The 21,336-nt window shown below is 58.2% G+C and carries 15 protein-coding genes; 6 read left to right on the top strand and 9 right to left on the bottom strand.

Going from position 1 to position 21,336, the window contains the following annotated elements; all coding sequences use genetic code 11:
* The first annotated feature begins 208 nt into the window (after positions 1–208).
* The 4 genes from H1Y61_RS14260 (at position 209) to H1Y61_RS14245 (ending at position 7,090) form a co-directional block, all read left to right on the top strand.
* The gene (locus H1Y61_RS14260; RefSeq protein WP_180572968.1) at positions 209–1,759 is read left to right on the top strand and encodes a Do family serine endopeptidase; all 1,551 of its coding nucleotides are present in this window, start codon (positions 209–211) and stop codon (positions 1,757–1,759) included.
* Between the two features lie 113 nt (positions 1,760–1,872).
* Positions 1,873–2,607: a response regulator transcription factor gene (locus H1Y61_RS14255; RefSeq protein ID WP_085946615.1), complete on the top strand. Its 735-nt coding sequence runs from the start codon at positions 1,873–1,875 to the stop codon at positions 2,605–2,607.
* A gap of 9 nt (positions 2,608–2,616) precedes the next feature.
* Positions 2,617–4,023 (top strand): sensor histidine kinase, encoded by a 1,407-nt coding sequence (locus tag H1Y61_RS14250; RefSeq protein ID WP_180572967.1) that lies wholly within the window; start codon positions 2,617–2,619, stop codon positions 4,021–4,023.
* A gap of 67 nt (positions 4,024–4,090) precedes the next feature.
* The gene (locus H1Y61_RS14245) at positions 4,091–7,090 is read left to right on the top strand and encodes a bifunctional [glutamine synthetase] adenylyltransferase/[glutamine synthetase]-adenylyl-L-tyrosine phosphorylase (RefSeq protein WP_409363940.1); all 3,000 of its coding nucleotides are present in this window, start codon (positions 4,091–4,093) and stop codon (positions 7,088–7,090) included.
* On the opposite strand, the gene H1Y61_RS14240 is transcribed toward H1Y61_RS14245, so the two are convergent.
* The 3 genes from H1Y61_RS14240 to H1Y61_RS14230 form a co-directional block, all read right to left on the bottom strand.
* Positions 7,063–9,435 carry a PAS domain-containing sensor histidine kinase gene (locus tag H1Y61_RS14240; protein WP_180572965.1) on the bottom strand — a complete coding sequence of 791 codons (2,373 nt, stop codon included), beginning with the start codon at positions 9,433–9,435 and terminating at the stop codon, positions 7,063–7,065. The two genes, H1Y61_RS14245 and H1Y61_RS14240, sit on opposite strands and share 28 nt — an antisense overlap.
* 285 nt (positions 9,436–9,720) lie before the next feature.
* Positions 9,721–12,399 (bottom strand): aminopeptidase N, encoded by a 2,679-nt coding sequence (gene pepN, locus H1Y61_RS14235; protein WP_180572964.1) that lies wholly within the window; start codon positions 12,397–12,399, stop codon positions 9,721–9,723.
* Positions 12,400–12,723: 324 nt separating this feature from the next.
* Positions 12,724–13,836, bottom strand: a complete 1,113-nt coding sequence (locus H1Y61_RS14230) for a methyl-accepting chemotaxis protein (protein WP_180572963.1) — start codon at positions 13,834–13,836, stop codon at positions 12,724–12,726.
* A 423-nt stretch (positions 13,837–14,259) separates the two neighbouring features.
* On the opposite strand from H1Y61_RS14230, the gene H1Y61_RS14225 reads away from it, so the two are divergent.
* Positions 14,260–15,213, top strand: coding sequence for a DMT family transporter (locus tag H1Y61_RS14225; protein ID WP_180572962.1), 954 nt, complete (start codon positions 14,260–14,262; stop codon positions 15,211–15,213).
* A gap of 11 nt (positions 15,214–15,224) precedes the next feature.
* Here the strand turns inward: H1Y61_RS14225 and H1Y61_RS14220 are convergent, their stop codons facing one another.
* Entirely contained in the window at positions 15,225–16,457 is a 1,233-nt protein-coding gene (locus H1Y61_RS14220) for an MFS transporter (RefSeq protein ID WP_015915408.1), read from the bottom strand.
* Between the two features lie 638 nt (positions 16,458–17,095).
* On the opposite strand from H1Y61_RS14220, the gene H1Y61_RS14215 reads away from it, so the two are divergent.
* Positions 17,096–18,025 carry a hypothetical protein gene (locus H1Y61_RS14215; RefSeq protein ID WP_180572961.1) on the top strand — a complete coding sequence of 310 codons (930 nt, stop codon included), beginning with the start codon at positions 17,096–17,098 and terminating at the stop codon, positions 18,023–18,025.
* A gap of 81 nt (positions 18,026–18,106) precedes the next feature.
* On the opposite strand, the gene H1Y61_RS14210 is transcribed toward H1Y61_RS14215, so the two are convergent.
* From H1Y61_RS14210 to H1Y61_RS14190, 5 genes are all read right to left on the bottom strand, one after another.
* Positions 18,107–18,268: a hypothetical protein gene (locus tag H1Y61_RS14210; RefSeq protein ID WP_174110329.1), complete on the bottom strand. Its 162-nt coding sequence runs from the start codon at positions 18,266–18,268 to the stop codon at positions 18,107–18,109.
* On the bottom strand, positions 18,265–18,429 hold the full coding sequence (locus tag H1Y61_RS14205) for a hypothetical protein (protein WP_156535192.1): 165 nt from the start codon (positions 18,427–18,429) through the stop codon (positions 18,265–18,267). Before H1Y61_RS14205 ends, H1Y61_RS14210 begins: the two co-directional genes overlap by 4 nt.
* Positions 18,430–18,626: 197 nt before the next feature.
* Positions 18,627–19,535, bottom strand: a complete 909-nt coding sequence (locus H1Y61_RS14200; protein ID WP_180572960.1) for a uracil-DNA glycosylase — start codon at positions 19,533–19,535, stop codon at positions 18,627–18,629.
* Positions 19,536–19,593: 58 nt separating this feature from the next.
* Positions 19,594–20,886 carry an Hsp70 family protein gene (locus tag H1Y61_RS14195; RefSeq protein WP_180572959.1) on the bottom strand — a complete coding sequence of 431 codons (1,293 nt, stop codon included), beginning with the start codon at positions 20,884–20,886 and terminating at the stop codon, positions 19,594–19,596.
* 234 nt (positions 20,887–21,120) lie between these two features.
* On the bottom strand, positions 21,121–21,324 hold the full coding sequence (locus H1Y61_RS14190) for a hypothetical protein (protein WP_015915412.1): 204 nt from the start codon (positions 21,322–21,324) through the stop codon (positions 21,121–21,123).
* Positions 21,325–21,336: the final 12 nt, after the last annotated feature.

The raw sequence follows: 21,336 nt of genomic DNA, 5'->3' as shown, positions 1-21,336 counted from the left end.
AGGCCGGCAAACTTTATCAAGCGCCCGGCGTCGAACCTATTGAAAAACCTTTCCGTCGCGTAAATTTCCGCATTACCAACTTTTCATGTTCCGGACAGTTCGTTGTAACCTGATCCATCCTATATCTTTGTCATCCACCGCCTGAAGCCGGGTCGTTCCGGTCTTCGCAACATACGATGCCAACCAGAACAAGATAAGGTAGAGATCCATGTCGAAATCCTTCCATAATCGCTCCGTTACCTCCAGGCTGCGGGCAGGCACCGCGGCAGGGCTGGCGGCCCTGATGCTGGCGGGTGCCGTGACGGTGACGCCTGCTTTGGCCGCGCCCGTCGAGGTCCAGGCGCCGCAGGTGCCGAGCTTTGCCGATCTGGTCAGTGCCGTTTCCCCCGCCGTGGTCTCCATCCGCGTCAAATCGGATGTGCAGCAGGCCTCCGAGGATGGCAGCAATTTCTCCTTCAATGGCCGTGACTTTGACCAGCTTCCCGATCCGCTGAAGCGCTTCTTCAAGGAATGGGGCATGCCAGGCCCCGGTGGTCCGGGTGGTCCAGGAGGCCCCAAGGGCGGGCCGCATGCCGAGCGTCATGGCAAGCTTCGTCCAATTGCTCAAGGGTCGGGCTTCTTCATCTCCGAGGATGGCTATGTCGTGACCAACAATCACGTGGTTTCCGATGGTCAGGCCTACACAGTGGTGATGAATGACGGCACCGAATACGATGCCAAGCTGGTCGGTAAGGACCCGCGCACCGACCTCGCGGTTTTGAAGGTCGATCAGCCGACCAAGAAATTCACCTATGTCGAATGGGCGCAGGACGACAAGATCCGCGTTGGTGACTGGGTCGTCGCCGTTGGCAATCCCTTCGGTCTCGGCGGAACCGTCACCTCCGGCATCGTTTCGGCTTTTGGCCGCGATATCGGCTCCGGTCCTTATGACGATTACATCCAGATCGACGCACCGGTAAACCGGGGCAATTCGGGTGGACCGGACTTCAACCTCAGCGGCAAGGTGGTTGGGATCAACACGGCGATCTTCTCGCCATCGGGTGGCAGCGTCGGCATCGCCTTCGCTATTCCGGCGGCGACTGCCAAGGATGTCGTTGCTGAATTGATTAAGCATGGCTCGGTGCAGCGCGGCTGGCTTGGCGTGCAGATCCAGCCTGTCACCAAGGATATTGCCGAGTCGCTCGGCCTGGCCGATGCCAAGGGCGCGCTGGTGGCTGAGCCGCAGGCCGACTCGCCCGGTGACAAGGCCGGTATCAAGCAGGGCGATGTCATCACCGCCGTGAACGGCGATCCGGTCAAGGACCCGCGCGACCTCGCCAAGCGCATTGCTGCCTTCCCGCCCAATACCAAGGTCGATATTTCGATCTGGCGCAATGGCAAGCCGACGGCCGTCAAGGTCGATCTCGGCACCCTGCCTGCTGAAAAGGATGCGGCCAGCAGTGATGAAGACCAGGGCGCGCCCGAGCAGAACGCACCGGCCACCGAGCAGGCGCTTGCCAACCTTGGGGTCACTGTCCAGCGTGCCGATGACGGCAAGGGCCTGACGATCACCAATGTCGATCCGGATTCCGACGCTGCCGACAAGGGGCTGAAGAGCGGCCAGAAGATCACCTCGGTCAATAACCAGCAGGTCTCCAGCGCTGCCGATGTCAAGAAGATCCTTGATCAGGCCAAGAAGGACGGTCGCACCAAGGCGCTCTTCCAGGTGGAAACCGACAATGGCAGCCGCTTCATCGCCCTGCCGATCAACCAGGGCTGATGATCAGGCCTTTGGCGGCGACTGGACCATTTCAGTCGCCGCCAAATCTTCCGGCAGGATGTGTTTTCGTGAACGAAGAGGCGCAGATCATGGCATTCGGGACGGGACAAAGCATGGAAACCGGTAAAACAGGCTGTGCATCGGGCAATGCGGGCACTAATGTCGCACGCATGAAAATACTTGTGATCGAAGACGATCTTGAAGCCGCTGCTTACATGACCAAGGCCTTCCGCGAGGCGGGCATCATGGCCGACCACGCCAGTGATGGCGAGGCGGGCCTGTTCATGGGTTGCGAAAATACCTACGATGTGATGATCATCGACCGGATGCTGCCGCGTCGCGATGGCCTTTCGGTGATATCAGAATTGCGCAAGCGCAGCATCAATACGCCGGTGCTGATCCTGTCGGCGCTTGGCCAGGTGGATGACCGGGTGACCGGCCTTCGCGCCGGTGGCGACGATTACCTGCCCAAGCCCTATGCCTTTTCCGAGCTTCTGGCTCGGGTTGAAGTCCTGGGGCGACGCAAGGGGACGCCGGAACAGGACATGATTTACCGGGTCGGCGATCTGGAGCTTGACCGCCTGTCCCACGAAGTGCGCCGGGCGGGCAAGGAAATCCTGCTTCAGCCGCGTGAGTTTCGCCTGCTGGAATATTTGATGAAGAATGCCGGGCAGGTGGTGACACGTACCATGCTGTTGGAACATGTCTGGGACTATCATTTCGATCCGCAGACCAATGTCATCGACGTGCATGTATCGCGGCTGCGCTCCAAGATTGAAAAGGATTTCGACCGGCCGCTGCTGAAGACGGTGCGCGGTGCCGGCTATATGATCAAAGACGAAAGCTGACGAGCCCCGATGTCGCGTGCCGGATTTCTGTTCAAGTCTACCGCCGTCAGGCTTTCGGCGCTTTACATCATTTTGTTTGCGCTTTGCGCCGCTTTTCTGGTGATCTATGTCACGGCGCTTTCCGAACGGCTGCTCAATCAGCAGACGCGAGAGAGCCTGCAACAGGAAGTGACCGAAATCGAGCGCGCTTATGAAAAAGGTGGCGTCGAAAATCTGCTGCGATTGATGGAGCGGCGCATGCGCCAGCCCGGCGCAAATCTCTATGTCATTGCTGGGCCAAACGGCGAATTTCTGGCGGGCAATGTCAGCTCCGTCGAGCCGGGCGTGCTGGACCGCGAGGGCTGGACCAATTTTCCCTTCGCGTATAACCGCTATGCAGAAACCGGCCCGGCTCGCCCGCATCTGGCGATTGCCAATGTGTTGGCACTGGACAACGGGTTGCGCATTTTGGTCGGGCGGGATCTGGGTGAGCCCACCAAATTTCGCATTCTGGTGCGCAAGGCACTGATGGTGGCGCTGGCGATCATGGGGGCAGGGGCTTTGGTGATCTGGTTTGCGATTGGCCGCAATGCCTTGAAACGCATCGACAGGGTGTCTGCCGCCAGCAAGAAGATCATGGCCGGTGATCTTGGCCAGCGTCTGCCGGTCTCCGGTTCCGGCGATGAATTTGACCGGCTGTCGCGCTCGCTGAACGATATGCTGGAGCGGATCGAAAAGCTCAACGAAGGGCTACGTCAGGTCTCCGACAATATCGCCCATGACCTGAAGACGCCGCTGACCCGGCTGCGTAACAAGGCCGCCGATGCGCTGGCCGAGGATGATGACTTGCTGCGCCGTCAGGCGCTTGAAGGGATTATCGGCGAGTCGGACCAGTTGATCCGCACGTTCAACGCGTTGTTGATGATTTCCCGTGTCGAAGCGGGATCGATTGCCGCCGAGCTTTCCGACCTCGATGCCTCCACCATTGCCGCCGATACCGCCGAGCTTTACGAGCCGGTGGCCGAGGAGGCGGGCTATGTGCTGGCAAGCGCTATTGTCCCCGGCATCATCGTGCGGGGCAATCGCGAACTGATCGGCCAGGCGATTTTCAACCTGCTCGACAATGCCATCAAATATGCGGGTGAAGGCGGCAGCGAAATCCGTGTCGAACTGGTGAAGGCGGCGAACGGCGAGGCCCGCCTCAGCGTCTGCGACCATGGCCCCGGCATCGCGGCGGAGCGCCGGGAAGATGTCGTCAAGCGTTTCGTGCGGCTGGATGAAAGCCGCAGTAAACCGGGCACCGGTCTTGGCCTGTCGCTGGTTGAGGCGGTGATGGCGCTGCATGGCGGCAGGCTGGAGTTGAGCGATACCGATACCGCCAATTCCGAGTGTCCCGGACTGACGGCCACCATGGTCTTTCCGCGTGTAACCGCATAAACTTCTCCCAACCCGCTATGGCCGCTTTGTAAAAGGCAGGACCGAATGAAAACAGGCGGGATGGAGGATGTGCATGCCCAAGGACCAGCCCGTTTCGCCGGAAACCGTCTTTCTGCGCGATGTCGCCGAAGATGTCGTCAAACCGCTGAACAAAGTGGAGACCAAGGCTGTCCTTGCTGTGCTGAAGGAGCTTGGCAGGGACACGCCTGAGATCGCAGCCTTGCTTTCGGATGAGACGCCGCTCAAATCCTTCATTATCGCAGCCTTGACGCTGTCTCCCTATCTGCGTGAGACGGCGGCGCTGCGTCCTGATTTGCTTGCGCGCGCGCTGCATGCCCCTTTGGAGGAGAGCCTGAATGGGTTGGTGGAGCACGCGCGCCATGCCTGGCGACCGGAGCAGGGAGGAGTGCCGCCAACCGAGGCCATGGTGATGAGCCGGTTGCGTCAGGCCAAGCGGGGCCTGTCCTTTTTGCTGGCGCTGGCCGATCTGGGCCGATTGTTTCATCCCCGCCAGACGACGCTATGGCTGTCGCGAATGGCGGATGCCGCAATCGCCTGCGCCATCGACCATCTTCTGCTGGCGGGCCATGAGGCGGGCAAGTTGCAGCTTGCCGACCGCGATGCGCCATCGAAACACAGCGGCCTGATCGTGCTGGGCATGGGCAAGCTTGGCGCGTTTGAGCTGAACTATTCGTCGGACATTGATCTCGTGGTGTTTTTCGAGCCGGATGCGGCAATCCTGGTTGCGCCCGAGGAAGCAACCGAAACCTATGGCCGGATGATGCGCCGGTTGATCCGCATTCTGCAGGAGCGCACGGGGGATGGCTATGTGTTCCGCACCGATCTGAGGCTGCGGCCCGATCCGGGAGCCACACCGCTCGCCATGCCGGTTGAGGCAGCGCTGATCTATTATGAGGGACGTGGGCAAAACTGGGAGCGGGCCGCCTTTATCAAGGCCCGGGCGCTGGCAGGGGATCTTGCCGCAGGTCAGGCCTTTCTCAAGGAATTGGCACCTTTCGTGTTTCGAAAATATCTCGATTATGCGGCGATTGCCGATATTCACTCGATCAAGCGGCAGATCCATAGCCACCGGGGCCACGGTGCGATTGCGGTCAAGGGCCACAATATCAAGCTTGGGCGCGGCGGCATTCGCGAGATCGAGTTCTTCGCCCAGACACAGCAACTGATCGCTGGTGGACGGATGCCGGATCTGCGGGTGCGCGGCACCGAGGCGGCGCTGGCGGCGTTGGAACAGGCCCGCTGGATCGATGCTACCACCCGCGATGAGCTAACGGAGGCCTATTGGTTTCTGCGCGATGTCGAGCATCGCATTCAGATGGTGCATGACGAGCAGAGCCATACGCTGCCGACAACCGAGACCGAGTTGAAGCGCATCGCGCTGATGTGCGGTTTCGACACCCCGGCAGGCTTTTCGCAAGCCCTGGAAAAACGGCTGCGGCTGGTGGAGCGGCGTTACGGTCAGTTGTTTGAACAGGAAGATGATCTTTCTGTCGGCGGCAATCTGGTGTTTACCGGTCAAAAGGATGATCCCGATACTTTGAAGACGCTTGAAAAGCTTGGGTTTCAACGGCCTGAAGACATTTCCAGGGTGATCCGCACTTGGCATTACGGACGCTACCGCGCCACGCAATCGGTGGAGGCCCGCGAACGGTTGACGGAGTTGACCCCGCGTCTCCTTAAGGCATTTGGCGAAAGCCGTCGCGCCGATGAGGCGCTGTTGCGGTTCGATGCGTTTCTGTCGGGCCTTCCCGCCGGTATCCAGCTTTTTTCGCTGCTTGGCAACAACCCGGCACTACTGGAACTGATCGTTACCATCATGGCCGCCGCGCCCCGGCTTGCAGCCACCATTGCCAACCGGCCGCATGTTTTTGATGGCATGCTCGATCCCGGTCTGATGGCCGATCTGCCGACGCGCGATTATCTCGCCATGCGGCTCGATGCTTTTATTGGCGGTGTTTCGAACCACGAGGAATTGCTGGACCGCCTGCGGATCTTTGCCGCCGAGCAGCGTTTCTTGATCGGCATTCGCCTGATGACCGGGGCAATTTCCGGAACGGTGGCAGGTCATGCCTTTACCGATCTCGCCGATCTGGTGATCGAGCAGGCCTTTCACGCTGTGCGCCGCGAAGTGGAACGAGTACATGGCCGGATCGCTGGCGGGCAACTGGCACTGGTCGGCATGGGCAAGCTTGGCTCGCGGGAGCTGACGGCAGGTTCCGACGTCGATCTGATCGTGCTTTATGAGTATGATGATGAAAACGGGGAGAGCGATGGAGCAAAACCGCTCGATGCCGTGCGTTATTACACCCGCCTGACCCAGCGGCTGATCGCCGCCTTGTCCGCACCGACCGCCGAAGGCGTGCTCTATGAGGTGGATATGCGGCTTCGTCCTTCCGGCAACAAGGGGCCGGTGGCAACCCGGCTGAGAGCCTTCGAGCGCTATCAGCGCGAGGAGGCCTGGACCTGGGAGCATATGGCGCTGACCCGCGCCCGGCTGATCACCGGCGATGGCCCGCTGGTTGCCAAGGCGCAAACCATCATTGCCGATATCCTGGCGCTGAAACGCGACCGCGCCGCCATTGCTGCCGACGTCAGCGAGATGCGTGGCATGATCGATAGCGAAAAACCACCGAAGGACGGATGGGACTTGAAGTTGATGCCGGGTGGATTGGTGGATCTGGAGTTTCTCGCCCAATATCTTGCCCTGGTGGCTCCGAACGATAGATTGAAAGCGCTGGCCGGGCCGGGATTTTCACAGACGGATATCACCACCGCCCAGCGTTTGAAGCAGGGCGGGGGGCGGGTGATGGAGGCCGGTGATCTCGATCTCTGCCTTGGGGCTCTCACGCTTTACACGGAATTGTCTCAGGCAATCAGGGCCTGTGTCGAGGGAGGATTCAGGCCGCAGGATGCGCCAGCGGGCCTGATCGATGTCGTCTTGCGGGTTGCCGATTGCCCGGACCTGAAAGTGCTGGAGGCCGAGTTGAAACGCCTGTCCAAGGCGGTTCGGCGGATTTTTCAGACGGTTGTCAGCACCCGGCCCTGAGCGGCGGATTTGCGGCAGGGGGGAAGTGGCGAGGGGCTATCCGGCACATTGATCGAAACGACCGTCCCCTTGCCCTCGCGTGAGCGAATCCGCAGGCTGCCGCCATGCAGCAGGATCAGTGAACGGGAAATCGCCAGGCCCAGGCCGGATCCGCCCTTGCTCTTGGCATATTGGCTCTGCACCTGTTCGAAGGGCTGGCCGATCTTGGTGATGGCCTGTTTGGGAATGCCGATGCCGGTATCCGACACCAGAAGCCGCACGGCACCATCGATCTTGTGGGCGCGCACGGAAATCCGTCCGCCTTCATTGGTGAATTTCACTGCGTTCGACAGGATGTTGAGCAGGATTTGCTTCAGGGCGCGCCGGTCGGCGGTCATGGCCAGGCCTGACGCGATGCGTTGCTCGATAGCAATATTCTTGTCCTTGGCGGAAATCGTCGTCAGCCGCAGGGTCTCATCAATCAGCGAGGCGAAATCGACATTTTCGCATCTCAGCAGCATATGGCCTGCCTCAATCTTCGACATGTCGAGAATGTCGTTGATGACGTTGAGAAGGTGCTTGCCGCTATCGTGGATATCGCGCGCATATTCGCCGTATTTCGGCGAGCCGATCGGCCCGAACATGCCGGTGGAGAGGATTTCGGAAAAGCCGAGGATGGCGTTGAGCGGCGTGCGCAACTCATGCGACATATTGGCGAGAAATTCCGACTTGGCCTTGTTGGCCGCTTCGGCGCGCTGTTTTTCGGCCAGATATTTCTCGTTGGCTTCCGACAGTTCCGCCTTTTGCCGTTCCAGCTTTTTCTGCGACGAAGACAGGTCGCCAATGGTCGCCATCAACCGGCGCTCCTGCTCGCGCAGCCGCTCCTGATGGCGCTTCAGCAGCGTAATATCGGTGCCAACAGAGACCAGACCGCCATCGCGGGTGCGCCGCTCGTTGATTTGCAGCCAGCGTTCGTCGGCCAGTTGCAACTCGGTGGTCCGCGAACTGCCCTTGGCGGAGGGGTCGGCTATGCGCCGTTGAATGATGGGTCGGGCAGCCGCCGCATCGACCACGGCGCGCTCGACGCCGGGCACCAGCACGCTGTCGGGCAAGCCGTAGACATGCTGGAAATGGGCATTGCACATCACCAGCCGGTCGTTCTTGTCCCACAGCACGAAGGCTTCCGAGGTGCATTCGATGGCATCGGCCAGCCGCTGGTCGGCCTCGGCATAGCGCTGTGCCAGCCGGTGCTGCTCCGTCACGTCCATCGCGATGCCGATCACATGCGGGCTGCCGGAACTGGTGCGGATCACCTGGGCGCGGGCGCGCAGCCAGACATAATGGCCATTGGCGTGTCGCATGCGAAACACCTGGTCGATATGACGGTCGCCATCCCGGCCAATGGTGCGGGCCAGCGCATAAAGATTGCCGTCATCGGGGTGCATCAGCCGGGCAGCGTCGGCAAAGCCGAGCGGTTCGTTGGACGGCGGCAGGCCGAGAATGTCAAACATCGAGCGCGACCAGACCAGTTTTCGGCTGGCGAGGTCGAAATCCCACAATCCGCAGCGACCGCGAGACAGTGCGGTTTCGACCCGGCGGTTGGAATCGACAAACACGTCAGAGGTTTCCCGCGCCCGTTTTGCTTGGGCGAAATAGGCATAGAGAATGCCCATCAGGATCAGCGAGATGGCGGAAAACAGTGTGACGTTGAGGGCGAGTTCCGCCCGCCAGTAATCGGCGGCGGATTTCAGCGAATGGGCCGCCAGCACAAGCGCGCCGTCCGTGCCGGTTGGTGTCAGCACGGCGATATGGCGAAAGCCGTTGATGTCGGTTTCTACCGCGCCGGTCTGGTCACCGAAATTGCGCAGCACCGCAACCTGCGGAAACAGCGCCATGATCTGCATGCCGACGAAACTGCTGCCATTGCCGGAACTGGCGACCACCCGGCCTTCTGGGTCGAGCAAGAGAACGAAGCTTTCGTCATCGAGAAGATTGGGTGGCAAGAAGCGCTTGATCAGTACTTCGGCCTTATCCCTGCCAAGTTCTGCCGGAAGCTCGGGGCCGGATGATAAGGCGGCAGCCGCCGCAGAGGCCATCATCGCGGTGGAGTGGCGGATGGCGCTTTCCATTCGCGCATATTCCGAGACAAGCCCCATGCCGCGTGCCATGGCGATGACGATCAGAAAAGCAACCACCAGAACAGGAATGACTTGGCGAAGGGCCGCGTCGGTATTGGAAATCGAAAGGCTTCGGACGACGTATGCAACGCCTCCGTGGTTCTTGACCGCATCCAGAAATGACAGATATCCGGGAAATTCCGGTCGCAACCGATCATCGGCTGCGGTCGCCCGCTGCACGTTTGCCATTGTCCCTGCCTTGATCCCTCGTCCTGATTCGGCGCGCCGCTCGCTCCAAATCTAACCTAATGAATCATCAGGGATTCTTCCTGTCCAGTCGAAAAAACTAACCGCTTGTTAACCTCTTGCGAAGAATCAGCTTTTCATGATCGCGTGACTGTTGCAGTCGCACATATCAGGCCTCGAATCAGGCCTGCGCTGCCAGCACATGAGCATTCATTCCAGGCTTGCGTAAAAAAAAGGGGCGGACGCATGTGCGACCGCCCCTTTGGGAAGACCGAAAACGGGAGGCATTCAGCCTTTCAGCATCCGCTCAACAATATCTCGGACATCGTTGGACAGGCCGTTTGAGCTTTCGATAAGGGCAAGGGCCGCCCTGGCCTTGGCTGCCCGAACGGGCTCAAGCTTTTGCCAGGTGCGCATCGAGGTCAGCAGGCGGGCGGCAAGCTGCGGATTGCGCTTATCGATAGCCAGAATTTCCTCGGCAAGAAAGTCATAGGCCTTGCCATCGGCGCGGTGGAAGCAGGTCGGGTTGGAAAAGGCAAAGCTGCCGATCAGCGCGCGAACACGGTTTGGATTGCTGGCGTTGAACAGCGGATTTTGCATGAGCGCTTCAATCCGTTCCAGCGCACCGTGTCCCGGAATGGTGGCCTGGATGGAAAACCACTTGTCCAGTACCAATGCGTTCTGGGCAAACCGGGTCTGGAAATTGGCCAGTGCTGCCTGCGCCTCTTCCGTATCGCCGAAGTGATAGGCGAGAACGCCGAGCGCATGCGACAGGTCGGTCATATTGTCGGCTTTGCCATAGGCCTCGGCGGCCTTGGCCGGCTCGCCTTTAGCCTGAACGAGATAGCCAAGCGCGGCATTTTTCAGCGCTCTTTTGCCCGCGGCAGTAGCATCCGGACTGTAGGGGGTCTCAGTTGCCATGTTGTCGTAGAGGTGGGCAAATAGATCCGCGCCCTCAGTGGCGATATCCGCCAGCACCGCCTGGCGTGCTTGATGGATGGCGTCCGGGTCGATGTCGCTGCCCAGTTCGCGGGCGATATCGGCTTCGCTCGGTAGCGCCAGCGCCTGGGCGCGGAAGGCAGGCTCAAGTGCATCGTCGGCGATGATGGCAAGCAGGCTTTGTTTCAGGGCATCGCTTGCCGCGATGGATGCTTTATCGGTTGCGCTCTTGTCTGTGCCGCTCTTGGTGGAGAACTGGCGTGCGTTGTCGCATAGAACCGGCAAGGCGAGGTCGGTCAGCGCCTGCCAGCGGGAGAACAGGTCGCTATCGTGGCGGGCGATCAGCGCCAGATCAGCACTTGTCTGACTGAAATGCAGGATGACGGGTGCCGAAAAGCCCCGGTTGAGCGACAGGACCGGACGTTCCTTCACGCCTGAAAATTGGAATACCTGCCGACGTTCTGTCAGATGCAGCACGTCGCCGCTAATTTCACCACCGTCCACAGCTGCTGTATCGAGTGGTGTGCCATCTGCCGCCAGAAGCCCAAAGCGCAGCGGAATATGCATAGGCTGCTTGTTTGGCTGGCCGGGTGTCGGCGGGATCACTTGTTCCAACTCGACAGTAAACAGGCTCGTGCCAGCATCGTAGTCGCAGGATACCGTCACATTTGGCGTACCGGCCTGATTATACCAGAGAGAGAATTGGGTAAGGTCGCGCCCGGAGACCTCCGCAAAACACGCAACGAAATCCTCGACCGTTGCCGCATCGCCGTCATGGCGCTCGAAATAGAGATCCATCCCAGCCTTGAACAGGTCCGGCCCGAGGATGGTGGCGATCATCCCGGTGACTTCAGAGCCTTTTTCATAGACGGTGGTTGTATAGAAGTTATTGATTTCCTTGTAGGTATTCGGGCGTACCGGATGCGCGAGCGGTCCGGAATCCTCTACAAACTGCTCAGCGCGCAAATGCCGGACTTCGGCGATGCGCTTGACGGCGCGTGAGCGCTGATCGGCGGAAAACTGGTGATCGCGATAGACTGTCAGCCCTTCCTTCAGGCAGAGCTGGAACCAGTCGCGGCAAGTGATGCGGTTGCCGGTCCAGTTATGGAAATATTCGTGGGCAATGATCGCCTCGATATTGGCATAGTCGGCATCGGTGGCGGTTTGCGGATCGGCCAGCACATATTTGTCGTTGAAGACATTCAGGCCCTTGTTTTCCATGGCCCCCATGTTGAAATCCGACACGGCGACGATCATGAAAATATCCAGATCGTATTCGCGCCCGAACACATCTTCATCCCATTTCATCGAGCGCTTCAGCGCATCCATGGCGTAGGCGGCGCGTGGTTCCTTGCCGTGCTCCACATAGATTTTCAACGCGACCTCGCGGCCCGACACCGTGGTGAACGTGTCCTCGATCAGGCCGAGATCGCCCGCCACCAGTGCAAACAGGTAGCTGGGCTTGGGATGGGGATCAAACCATGCGGCAAAATGCTTGCCCTCGCCATAGCCTGCGCCACCCAGGAAATTACCATTCGACAACAGCAGCGGATTGGCTTGCTTGTCAGCGATGATATTGACGGTATAGACCGACAGCACGTCCGGTCGATCCGGGAAATAGGTGATGCGGCGGAAGCCCTCGGCCTCGCACTGGGTGCAATAGATGCCGTTTGAGCGGTAAAGCCCCATCAACTGGGTATTGGCCTCAGGATTGATCAGCGTGGTAATGGTGATCTCAAAGGGTTCGGCAGCAGGAAGGTCGCGGATCGTCAATGAGCGCGCGGTGGCGCTGTAGCGCTCCGGCTCCAGTTCGATCTGGTCGAACAGCACGCTGGAGAGAACCAGATCATCGCCGTCCAGCACCAGCGGTGCGGCAACATCGGCACCTTCACGACGATGGAAGATCAGGCGGGCCTCGACTTTTGTGTCTGTTGGATCAAGCTCGAAAGTCAGGTCCACTCGCTCCAGGACAAACTCGGTCGGGCGATAATCCGCCAGGCTGACAACCTGGCCCGTTTCTGTACGCATCAATATATCCTGATCGTCCTATTGCAAATCGACTATACGCAAGCGTTTCGATGGAACGGGCCAGCGCAATTCATGGGTATGATGACATCAATTTCTGAACGATTGCTAAAATCCGATCTATTATTGTCTATTCTTGATGGCACCAGATCATTTCCTTGTCTCACGAAAACAGAAAAATGAGCTATCTCATTGTTTTAAAAGATTTCCGTTTGCCAAAGCCGCATTGTACTTTTGTTGGAAATGCTCGAGAAATATCCTGGGCCGCGGTCTGGCTTTGGGTGTGCCGGCAGGTCTCAGCTGGAACCACCGGGGTATTGCCCTGGGTCACAGACCGATATCAAGCTTTGCGCGAATATCCTGATCCGCCTCGGTTTGTTGAATAATCACGCCGTACCAACCAAGACCGTCATAGTCTTCGTAACCAAGAGTTTTGGCAAAGGCGATGATGTTTCCGCTGTCATCATAGTAACTGCCTTTTTGGCTTGCTTGGCTATTGTGCAGCGGGAAATGGGTGTAGATCCGGCTCGGATGGGAGCTGGCAATCACCCGCAGTGAGCCATCGAGCAGCATGACCTGGGTCTTGTCGGCAAGATGCGGCGGCAGATTGGCTTCCTTTTCGACAATGGCCTGGCCCTGGGCCTGCCAGTCGAAATAGACGCCAAGCATTCCCAGCAGTTCGCCGTCCGAACGACCTCCCGTCCGAATTCCGGTAGCATAGACCAGTGTGTCTCGGTTGTCATGCAGAGGGCTTTTTTTGACCTCGTCAACGATATAGTCGTCGCCGCTTTTCGTTTGACCGGCTGCCTTGACCCATGTTTCCTGGCCAAAATTCTTGTTTTGAAGATTGTTTCGGTAGCGCGGATTGGCAGAGGCGACGACACGGCCACTGGCATCCGTCATCACCAGGTCGAGATAGACCGTGTAGAACCGATTGATGACGCCCAGCCTTTCCGAGGCATGGTTGAAGTTTTCGATGTTTGGATTTTGCAACGCCGACCACAGGGCGGTGTCTGTCGCCCACCAGCGGACATCGGCGGTGCGTTCGAACAGATTGCGGACGATGAACTGTACCAGCGTCAGGCAGAGATCGGTCAGCCGCACACCTTCCATTTCCTGAACCAGACCATCGGCCATGGCCCTGCCAAGCTTTATGCGACTCAGGACATTGTCCTCGAACTGTTTGGCGATGTCGGCTGCACTTTGAGCCAGGCGCTGAACTTCATTGGCCACGACCGCGAAGCCCTTGCCCGTATCACCGGCGCGCGCCGCTTCAATCAGGGCATTGATCGCCAGCAGGCGGATCTGCTTGACCACCAATGTATTGTTCATGCTGAATGTTTCGAGATCACCGCCAATGCTTTCGGTGATCAGCCGCATGGAGCGAGGCGTTGCGTTCACGACCCGGTTCTGGCGGAGGGGTGCTGGCGAATTTGACATGGCGATAAATCCTGAAGCCAGGGGCGCGATGACCCAAAGTGGGAAGAAAAATAATATATTGCTTTGCAACAAAGTAACGCATGACTTGGTTAAGTAAGAATAAATTAAAATCTATTGTTTTTGGGTGCGATTTGTTTTCGAGGATAGATTAATGATTTTTGTGATATTGATTTAAGTATATGATTTATAAGTGATAATTTTGTAATTTTTAGTTATGGTTGCGATAGTATTATTGGTTGCCCAACTACAGCGCGCTTCGCAGGTTTGCAATGCCGTAATGTTCGTGAATGCTGACCTTGTTCTTGCGCGGTTGGTCCGAATCGGCAATGGTCGAGCTATCTGACGTGCTGGCTGATACCCCATGGCCGGTCGTCTCCCTGATGTCATGGCCCGCATATCAGCCGGCCTTGTGAGTCCAGCATCATGAACAGTGAAGTATCGGCGGATCCGATCAGAGGCCCGATCAGAGGCATTGTGTTCAAGGTCGCCTCTGTTACGGTCTTTGTTGCCATGCAGACGGCGATCAAACTGGCAGGTGATGACGTGCCCGCAGGACAGATCACTTTCTATCGCTCCGCCTTCGCGCTCATTCCCATCCTGGCCTATCTTGCCTACCTGGGACAGATCAGGACCGGCTTGAGGACGGCTAATGTGTTCGGGCATGTGAAGCGCGGGCTGATTGGCATCGCCGCCATGGCCTGCGGCTTTTACGGCCTCGTGCATCTGCCGATGCCGGATGCTATTGCCATCGGTTATGCCATGCCGCTGATCGCCGTGGTGTTTGCTGCGGTTTTCCTGGGCGAGACTGTCAGGCTCTATCGCTGGTCGGCGGTTGCCATCGGCCTTGTCGGTGTGGTGATTATTTCCTGGCCGAAGCTGACCCTGTTGCAGGACGGGTTTTATGGTTCCGAGGTTGGCATGGGGACGCTTGCCGTGCTCGCCTCCGCTACGCTTGGAGCCGCAGCGATGTTGCAGGTCCGCCAACTCGTTCGTGAAGAAAAAACGGCCACGATCGTGTTGTATTTCTCGATCATCGCGGCGCTGATATCGCTTGTCAGTCTGCCATTCGGATGGAACGATCTTTCTGCCCGCCAGCTAGGTCTCCTGGCCTTTGCGGGGATCTGCGGCGGCCTCGCCCAGATTTTGCTGACGGAAAGCTATCGCCATGCCGATATTTCGACAATTGCGCCGTTCGAATACAGCTCCATCCTGTTTGGCTCGTTGATCGGCTATCTGCTGTTTGACGACCTTCCGAGCATTCACACCCTGGTCGGCACGCTGATCGTGGCGGGTGCGGGAATTTTCATCATCCTGCGCGAGCATCAATTGGGACTCGAGCGCCGTGCGGCGCGCAAGGCATCCACCCCTGGTGTCTGAGTCGCATTGGGTTAGAGATCGGTGATCTTGCTGGAGACGGCTTCCGTGCCCTGGAGCGGGATGGAGGAGGCCTGAAACTCGGTCTTGCCGGGCTGGTCAGGGACAGCGCTGCGCTGTCGCATCCGCCATGCTGCATAGCCTGCGTAGAGAAGAAAGCTGATGGCGAGGCTGAATAGCAGTCCGTTGGGACCGACGCCCTGCATGATTGCGCCTGTCACCAGCGGACCGGTGACGGTGCCGAAGCCGTAGAGAATCATGATGGCACTGGAAATCGTCACATATTCATCGGGGTCGGCCATATCATTGGCATGAGCGACATTGAGTGAATAGACCGGATAAAGCACGGTGCCGACAAAGAAGCCGCAGATATAGAGCGCCAATGGTGAAATTCCGCCCAGCACGATCATCACCGCGCAGCAAAACACCCCGAACAAGCCAGCGCCAACCATAACGCGGCGGCGGTCCATGCGATCGGACAGCCGCCCGAGCGGCATCTGCGCGATGGCGCCTCCGGCCAGCACGGCTGCCAGAAAGGTCGCGCCTTCCGCCGTCGAAAGACCGACCCGCTGGCTGTAAACCGCACCGAGACTGCTCCAGGTTCCCGATAGAGCGCCTGACAGCAGTGAACCGACAAACGCAATGGGCGAGCGGATATAGAGTTTCTTCAGGTCGAACCGTGCCTGGGCCAGTGGTGCGGGCGATTGGGCGGTGGAGAGAGCGGTTGGAAACAGAGCTGCGGAAAAAATCAGCCCGCAGACGACGAACAGTGTCACCTGGCTTGGATCGCCAAGCGGCACGATATACTGGCCACCAATCGAGCCAACCAGGCAGGAAATCATATAGATGGAAAACAATCCGCCACGGTTTTCATTGTTGCTGCGCTCATTCAGCCAGCTTTCGATGATCAGGTAGCTGCCGGCAATGGCAAAGCCAGCAATGCCTCGGAACAAGGTCCAGGCCCGCCAGTCGACAACGATGGCACAGAGTAGGACTGACATGGTCAGGAGAGTGATCAGGGCGGAAAAAACCCGGACATGTCCCACCTTCTGCACCAGGCGAGGCGTGACGACGCAGGATGTGGTGAAGCCAAATGTATAACCGGTAGCGATGATTGAAATGGTGAATGTCGACCATCCTTCGGCAATCGCCCGGATTGGCAGCATGTAATTCATCAGCCCGAATCCAGCCATCATCAGCAGGGTTGAGAGCATGAGGGCGCCGATGGAGGCGAGACTGGCAATCATGGCATGGTCCGAACAGGAATGGGGCTGCGATTGGGAAGCGACTCTAACTGGGACCCACTTACGGCGAAGATTATGCCGCAGATATGACAGGCAACAGCATGCTTTATAGAACAAGGCATCGAAGATGCTGACGCATCCTCGCCTTGTATGAATTTTGAATCCCTCAAACGCACCGAAGGCTTAAGATACGCAAAAGTGGAATACGAAGAGCCATTTTCAGTGGTTTTCCGTGTTATGCGTTCTGGAAAGGTCCTTGCTCGGAACGCTGGGATACGTGCGATAGGGAGCCATAAAGGACCCTGTAGTGAAAAGATGCTCCAAAGTCGACTGTGACATGGTATAATATCGCCTCTCTACAACGGACACGCGCCGTTTGAATGAGGATGACGTAGCTTGGATAATGTTGTTTTTGTAAAAATGACACTATTTCAAATGGCATGACCCTATCAATCATTTTTAGGTTAAGCATCTCCTTGTATTCCTGGCAATTGTGGTGGAGCTCACAAGAATTGATTGGCAATAGGGCGGGTTTTGTTGTTATGATCAATAAAAAATTAATGATGTAGGTGGCGATGGCTCGCTTGGTATAGGCTTTTGCTGCTTTCCTTATTCATGTATTGCTGAACTTGGGATTTTCCATGGCGCTTTCTGTTGCAACGCTTGCATCCTCCTGGCGCTTCGCCGAGGCGATAGCTGTCATGGCGGCACAGTTCGGCGATCAGTTCGATGAGACGCCACGATTGGCGCGTGCGCTTGTTTCGCACCAGCGCTGGATGATGACCCAAGCCGCCTTTGCGCTCTATGCGGATCACCTGGCGGGACGCAGTAGCGGTCCTGGAATGACGGCCAGCGGCTTGGTGGACTGGATTTGCCAGACCGAAATTGCCAGCCGCAATACGGTTCTGACCTATGTCGATCAATTGCTATCCTATCGCTTCATCCGCCTTCACCCCGCCAGCGCCAAGCGTCCGCGCAGTTTTGAGGCAAGCGAGGCCAGCATTGACGCCATGCAGCGATGGCTTGGCGTTAATCTCGCCGTGCTCGATCATGTCGATGGTGGTGAGCGATTGCAGCACTTTCGGCAGCGTCCAGAATTGCTTTTCCTGGTTCAGCCGGAATTCGCGCGCCTGTGCCTTGATGATCGGCAATGGCGTGAGCCAGGTGAGCGTATCGGCCTGTTTCTTTGGACGGAAAGTGGTGCTCTGGTGATGGATAGGTTCATATCCCTCACACCCAATGCAGTCCTTGAGGATGATTTCTACGATTTGGGGACAATTGACATCCCGGCCATGGCAGAACGTTTCGTCATGTCACGAACCCATCTGCAAAGGGCTTTGAGAAAGGCCGAGCAACACGGTTGCATTCGCCGTAACGGATCGGGTCGGGCCAGCCATATTTGGCTGGCGGCAGACTTCTATCAGGAATATCGCGATTGGCTGGCGCGCAAATCAGCTATTCTAGATGCGGTCTTTGAAAAAGAGTTGGTGCTGGCCGCAGGAGTGGAACAAGCACATCCGCAAAACGAACCAATTGCGGCAGCGCGTTCGGTATCAAGCAGAGGATGCTGAACGAAACGCCGCAACCAAGGATGTGGCAGTCAAAATCCATTCCAGATGAAAACTGCCGTCCTGCTTTAAAGCGGGATCAGTTTAAAATGGAATGGCTGCCTGCAGCACGGTGTCATCCCCGTCGGTGCGGGCGGAACGGCTGAAATCGCGCGATGCGCTGACCGCCGCGTGGATCTGTTGAAAAGCCCGCATCGGGCGGATTGCGAGGCGTCTGGTCTTTGTCCTGTCGAAACTGTGGGTCATCGAATGTCTCTTTCCAATCGTATCCAGGCCGTAGAGGCCAATTGTTCGCAGGCGACATAGCCCATGCGGTAATAGCTATGCAGGCCCTTAAGCGAACGGATTTGCCCGCGCACTGTTTCGAACTTGCTATGGATTGGCCGTGTAATGCGTTTCCGGTTCATCGTCCTGGTTCCTGTAAAGGGTCCTCCCAAGACTGTGCGGCGATTGCCGACCATTCATGTCCGACAAACACCTGCAACAGTGAATATATTGCACTGCAATATAGAAAATTCAATGGCTCTAAAATGATGACTGCCATGCGGTTTGCGCATGGGTTCGTTGAGAAAGCGAATAACCGGCAATCGTCGCAAGCTGCGTGTCAAGCCAATCGCTGCTGGAAGGCGAGAAGATCTCGCCAGGCTAGAGCCTTGGTGGCCGGGGCTTGCAGCAATTCCTGCGGATGAAAGGTTGCCATGGCGGCAACGCCGTGACCGCCTGCGGCCACGTCACGCCACTCTCCGCGCATCGAATGGATTGTCGCTGTTCCACCGAAGAAGAACCGGGCGGTGAAATTGCCGAGCAGGAGAACGGCTTTCGGTTCAGCCAGTGCGATTTGTCTCTCTATGAAGGGTCGGCAGATGGCGGCTTCAGCCGGGGTCGGCATGCGGTCACCAGGGCCGCGCCAGGGAATGGCGGTGGTCAATAGCAGCGCGTCGCGACGAAGGCCAATGGAAGCAAGCATCCGGTCGAGAAGCGCGCCAGTCCGGCCGGAAAAGGCCAGACCTTCGCGATCGTCATCGGCTGACGGAATGGGGCCGATCACCATGATGCCTGCCTCAGCGGGGCCTTCTGCAAAGATGGTGGAGCGGGCACTGGTCTTCAGATTGCAGCTGGAAAATCCTTCCAAAGCCGCTTTCAACTCAGCCAGCGAACGAGCACTCTCGGCGGCAAACCGGGCGTCGTTGATTGCCGTTTCATCGGGAATGGCAAGCGGTGTCGATGCAGCAGGCCGAGGCGCCGGGCGGTCGCGGTTGAGGGCAGGGCCATTCTGCGAACCGACAGGGGCGGTCGCAGTCCGCTGATCTGAGGTCCGTTGGTCCCGGGCCTGAACTGGGGTCTGAACTGGGGCCTGTTGTGGCGCACCCCTGGTCCGTGCCTGCCGTTCTGCTGCAAATTGTGCGATCCGGTCAACAGGCGCATCTTCCACAAGCCAATCGACCCCGGCTTCGGCGTGAAAAGCCAGAAGGGCGGCAAGTTCGGCGGCAGTCATGTCCTGAGCGGCAATCATTGGTCTGTTCTAGACAAGCAATTGGCAGAAAGGAACAGAAAACCGTATTTTCTCCCCGTTATGCGGTCCAAAGAGCAATATCGTCGCGATCGCCAATCAGCGCCAGTCCGTGGGCAATCGATACCATTTCGCCGCCGCTCTCGATGCGGTCCTGGCTGAAGCGCTCAGTGAAGATTCGTCGCACTGCCGGAACGAAGGATGTGCCGCCGGTCAGAAACACCTTGTCCACGGCGCCTGCCTCGGTGTTTGTCCGGGTGAGAACATCATCGAGTGCTGATTCGATGCGGGTGAGATCGTCGGCAATCCAGCTCTCGAAATCCTGACGTTTGACGGTCTTGCGGCCGGCCGCGCCAAGGGGCGAGAAGTTGAATTCCGCTTCATCCGCCGCAGACAGCGCCATTTTCGTGGAGGATACCGCCTGGTAGAGTGGATAGCCTTCGTCATGCTCGACCAGATCGATAAACAGCTCCAGTTTGTCGGGGGCGAGGCTTTGGCGTACCAATTGTTTCAGATCGGCGAATTCCTTTGAGGACTTGAACACCGACAACTGGTTCCAGCGCGAGAAGCTGGTGTAATAATTGCTTGGAATATCCAGGATCTTGTCGAAACTCTTGAACTGGCTGCCCTTGCCAATTTCTGGCGCCACCAGATGCTCGATGATCCGCGCATCGAACTGGTCACCGGCCAATCCGACGCCGGAATAGCCGACTGGCACTGCCGACAGCACGCCTGCCTTGCGCTCGAACCGGATCAGCGAATAGTCGGTGGTGCCGCCGCCGAAGTCGGCGACCAGCACGGTGGCATCCGTCGTCAGGTGCTGGGCGAAATAGAAGGCCGCGGCCACCGGCTCATAGACATAATGGATTTCCGGAAAGCCGAGCCGGGTCAGCGCTTCGTTATAGCGGCGCATGGCAAGCTCGGGATCAGGGGAGGCACCGGCGAAATGCACGGGCCTGCCCGCGACGATGCGGCTGGCAGTCGCAGGCCAGCCATCGGCAGCATAGGCTTCCAGCCGTTTCAGGAATACTTCCATCAGGTCTTCGAACTGAAACCGCCGTGCATGGACCAGCGTACCCTGAAACAGCGCCGAGGCGGCAAAGGTCTTGATTGATTGCAGGAAACGGCAATCGCCGGGATTGTCGATGAACTGGCGAATGGCGGCTTGCCCGGCCTCCACCTTCAGGGCACGCGCGCCAAGCTGGGCATCCTTCATGAAGGACAGCGCCGTGCGCATGCTGTCGGTGGTTCCGGCCATGGAGGTGAACTGCACCGAATGGGTGGTGGTCTCGCCGATGCTCTGTGCCAGGACCGTGTTGGTCGTGCCGAAATCAAGCCCAAGCGCGTTTGCCATGGCTGCTGCTCCCTGATGCCTGTCTATTGGCGTGAATGATTGGACGGTTGCGGGCGCGCCTCTGCCTGAGAGGGGCTTTGCTTAACGAGCGGGCCTGATGACACAGGCTGGGGCAGGATGCAAGGATCGATTTCCAGAAAGAGCCGCTGCCAGCACGCCTACGACTTGACAGATGAAAGCGCCGCGTTCGGTCAAACGCGGCGCTTTGAAGCGGCAATTATGAACTGCGCGAGATTATCGCAAAATCCGGCCCGACCCCCAGGTCAGGACAAGGCCGAACAGGGCCAGCAAGCCCCCCCAGATGATCCAGGGGCTTTGGTTGATCATGAAACTGGATTGTGGGTAGGGGAAAATCCCGGCACCCTGCGCCATCCACAGAATGCCCATGGCGATGGCCAGCAAGCCGACAATTGTTAAAGCCCAACGCACGACAATCATTTGACTTGCTCC

The organism is Agrobacterium vitis (genome assembly GCF_013426735.1).
In the GTDB taxonomy this organism is placed as follows: domain Bacteria; phylum Pseudomonadota; class Alphaproteobacteria; order Rhizobiales; family Rhizobiaceae; genus Allorhizobium; species Allorhizobium vitis_D.
Note: the sequence above shows the minus strand (reverse complement) of the source record. Positions and strands in the feature narration are given on the sequence as shown.

Coding starts and splice junctions, on each gene's coding strand:
- H1Y61_RS14260 (WP_180572968.1), top strand. CDS start 209: ATGTCGAAATCCTTCCATAATCGCTCCGTTACCTCCAGGCTGCGGGCA.
- H1Y61_RS14255 (WP_085946615.1), top strand. CDS start 1,873: ATGGAAACCGGTAAAACAGGCTGTGCATCGGGCAATGCGGGCACTAAT.
- H1Y61_RS14250 (WP_180572967.1), top strand. CDS start 2,617: ATGTCGCGTGCCGGATTTCTGTTCAAGTCTACCGCCGTCAGGCTTTCG.
- H1Y61_RS14245 (WP_409363940.1), top strand. CDS start 4,091: ATGTGCATGCCCAAGGACCAGCCCGTTTCGCCGGAAACCGTCTTTCTG.
- H1Y61_RS14240 (WP_180572965.1), bottom strand. CDS start 9,435: ATGGCAAACGTGCAGCGGGCGACCGCAGCCGATGATCGGTTGCGACCG.
- pepN (WP_180572964.1), bottom strand. CDS start 12,399: ATGCGTACAGAAACGGGCCAGGTTGTCAGCCTGGCGGATTATCGCCCG.
- H1Y61_RS14230 (WP_180572963.1), bottom strand. CDS start 13,836: ATGTCAAATTCGCCAGCACCCCTCCGCCAGAACCGGGTCGTGAACGCA.
- H1Y61_RS14225 (WP_180572962.1), top strand. CDS start 14,260: ATGAACAGTGAAGTATCGGCGGATCCGATCAGAGGCCCGATCAGAGGC.
- H1Y61_RS14220 (WP_015915408.1), bottom strand. CDS start 16,457: ATGATTGCCAGTCTCGCCTCCATCGGCGCCCTCATGCTCTCAACCCTG.
- H1Y61_RS14215 (WP_180572961.1), top strand. CDS start 17,096: ATGGCGCTTTCTGTTGCAACGCTTGCATCCTCCTGGCGCTTCGCCGAG.
- H1Y61_RS14210 (WP_174110329.1), bottom strand. CDS start 18,268: ATGACCCACAGTTTCGACAGGACAAAGACCAGACGCCTCGCAATCCGC.
- H1Y61_RS14205 (WP_156535192.1), bottom strand. CDS start 18,429: ATGAACCGGAAACGCATTACACGGCCAATCCATAGCAAGTTCGAAACA.
- H1Y61_RS14200 (WP_180572960.1), bottom strand. CDS start 19,535: ATGATTGCCGCTCAGGACATGACTGCCGCCGAACTTGCCGCCCTTCTG.
- H1Y61_RS14195 (WP_180572959.1), bottom strand. CDS start 20,886: ATGGCAAACGCGCTTGGGCTTGATTTCGGCACGACCAACACGGTCCTG.
- H1Y61_RS14190 (WP_015915412.1), bottom strand. CDS start 21,324: ATGATTGTCGTGCGTTGGGCTTTAACAATTGTCGGCTTGCTGGCCATC.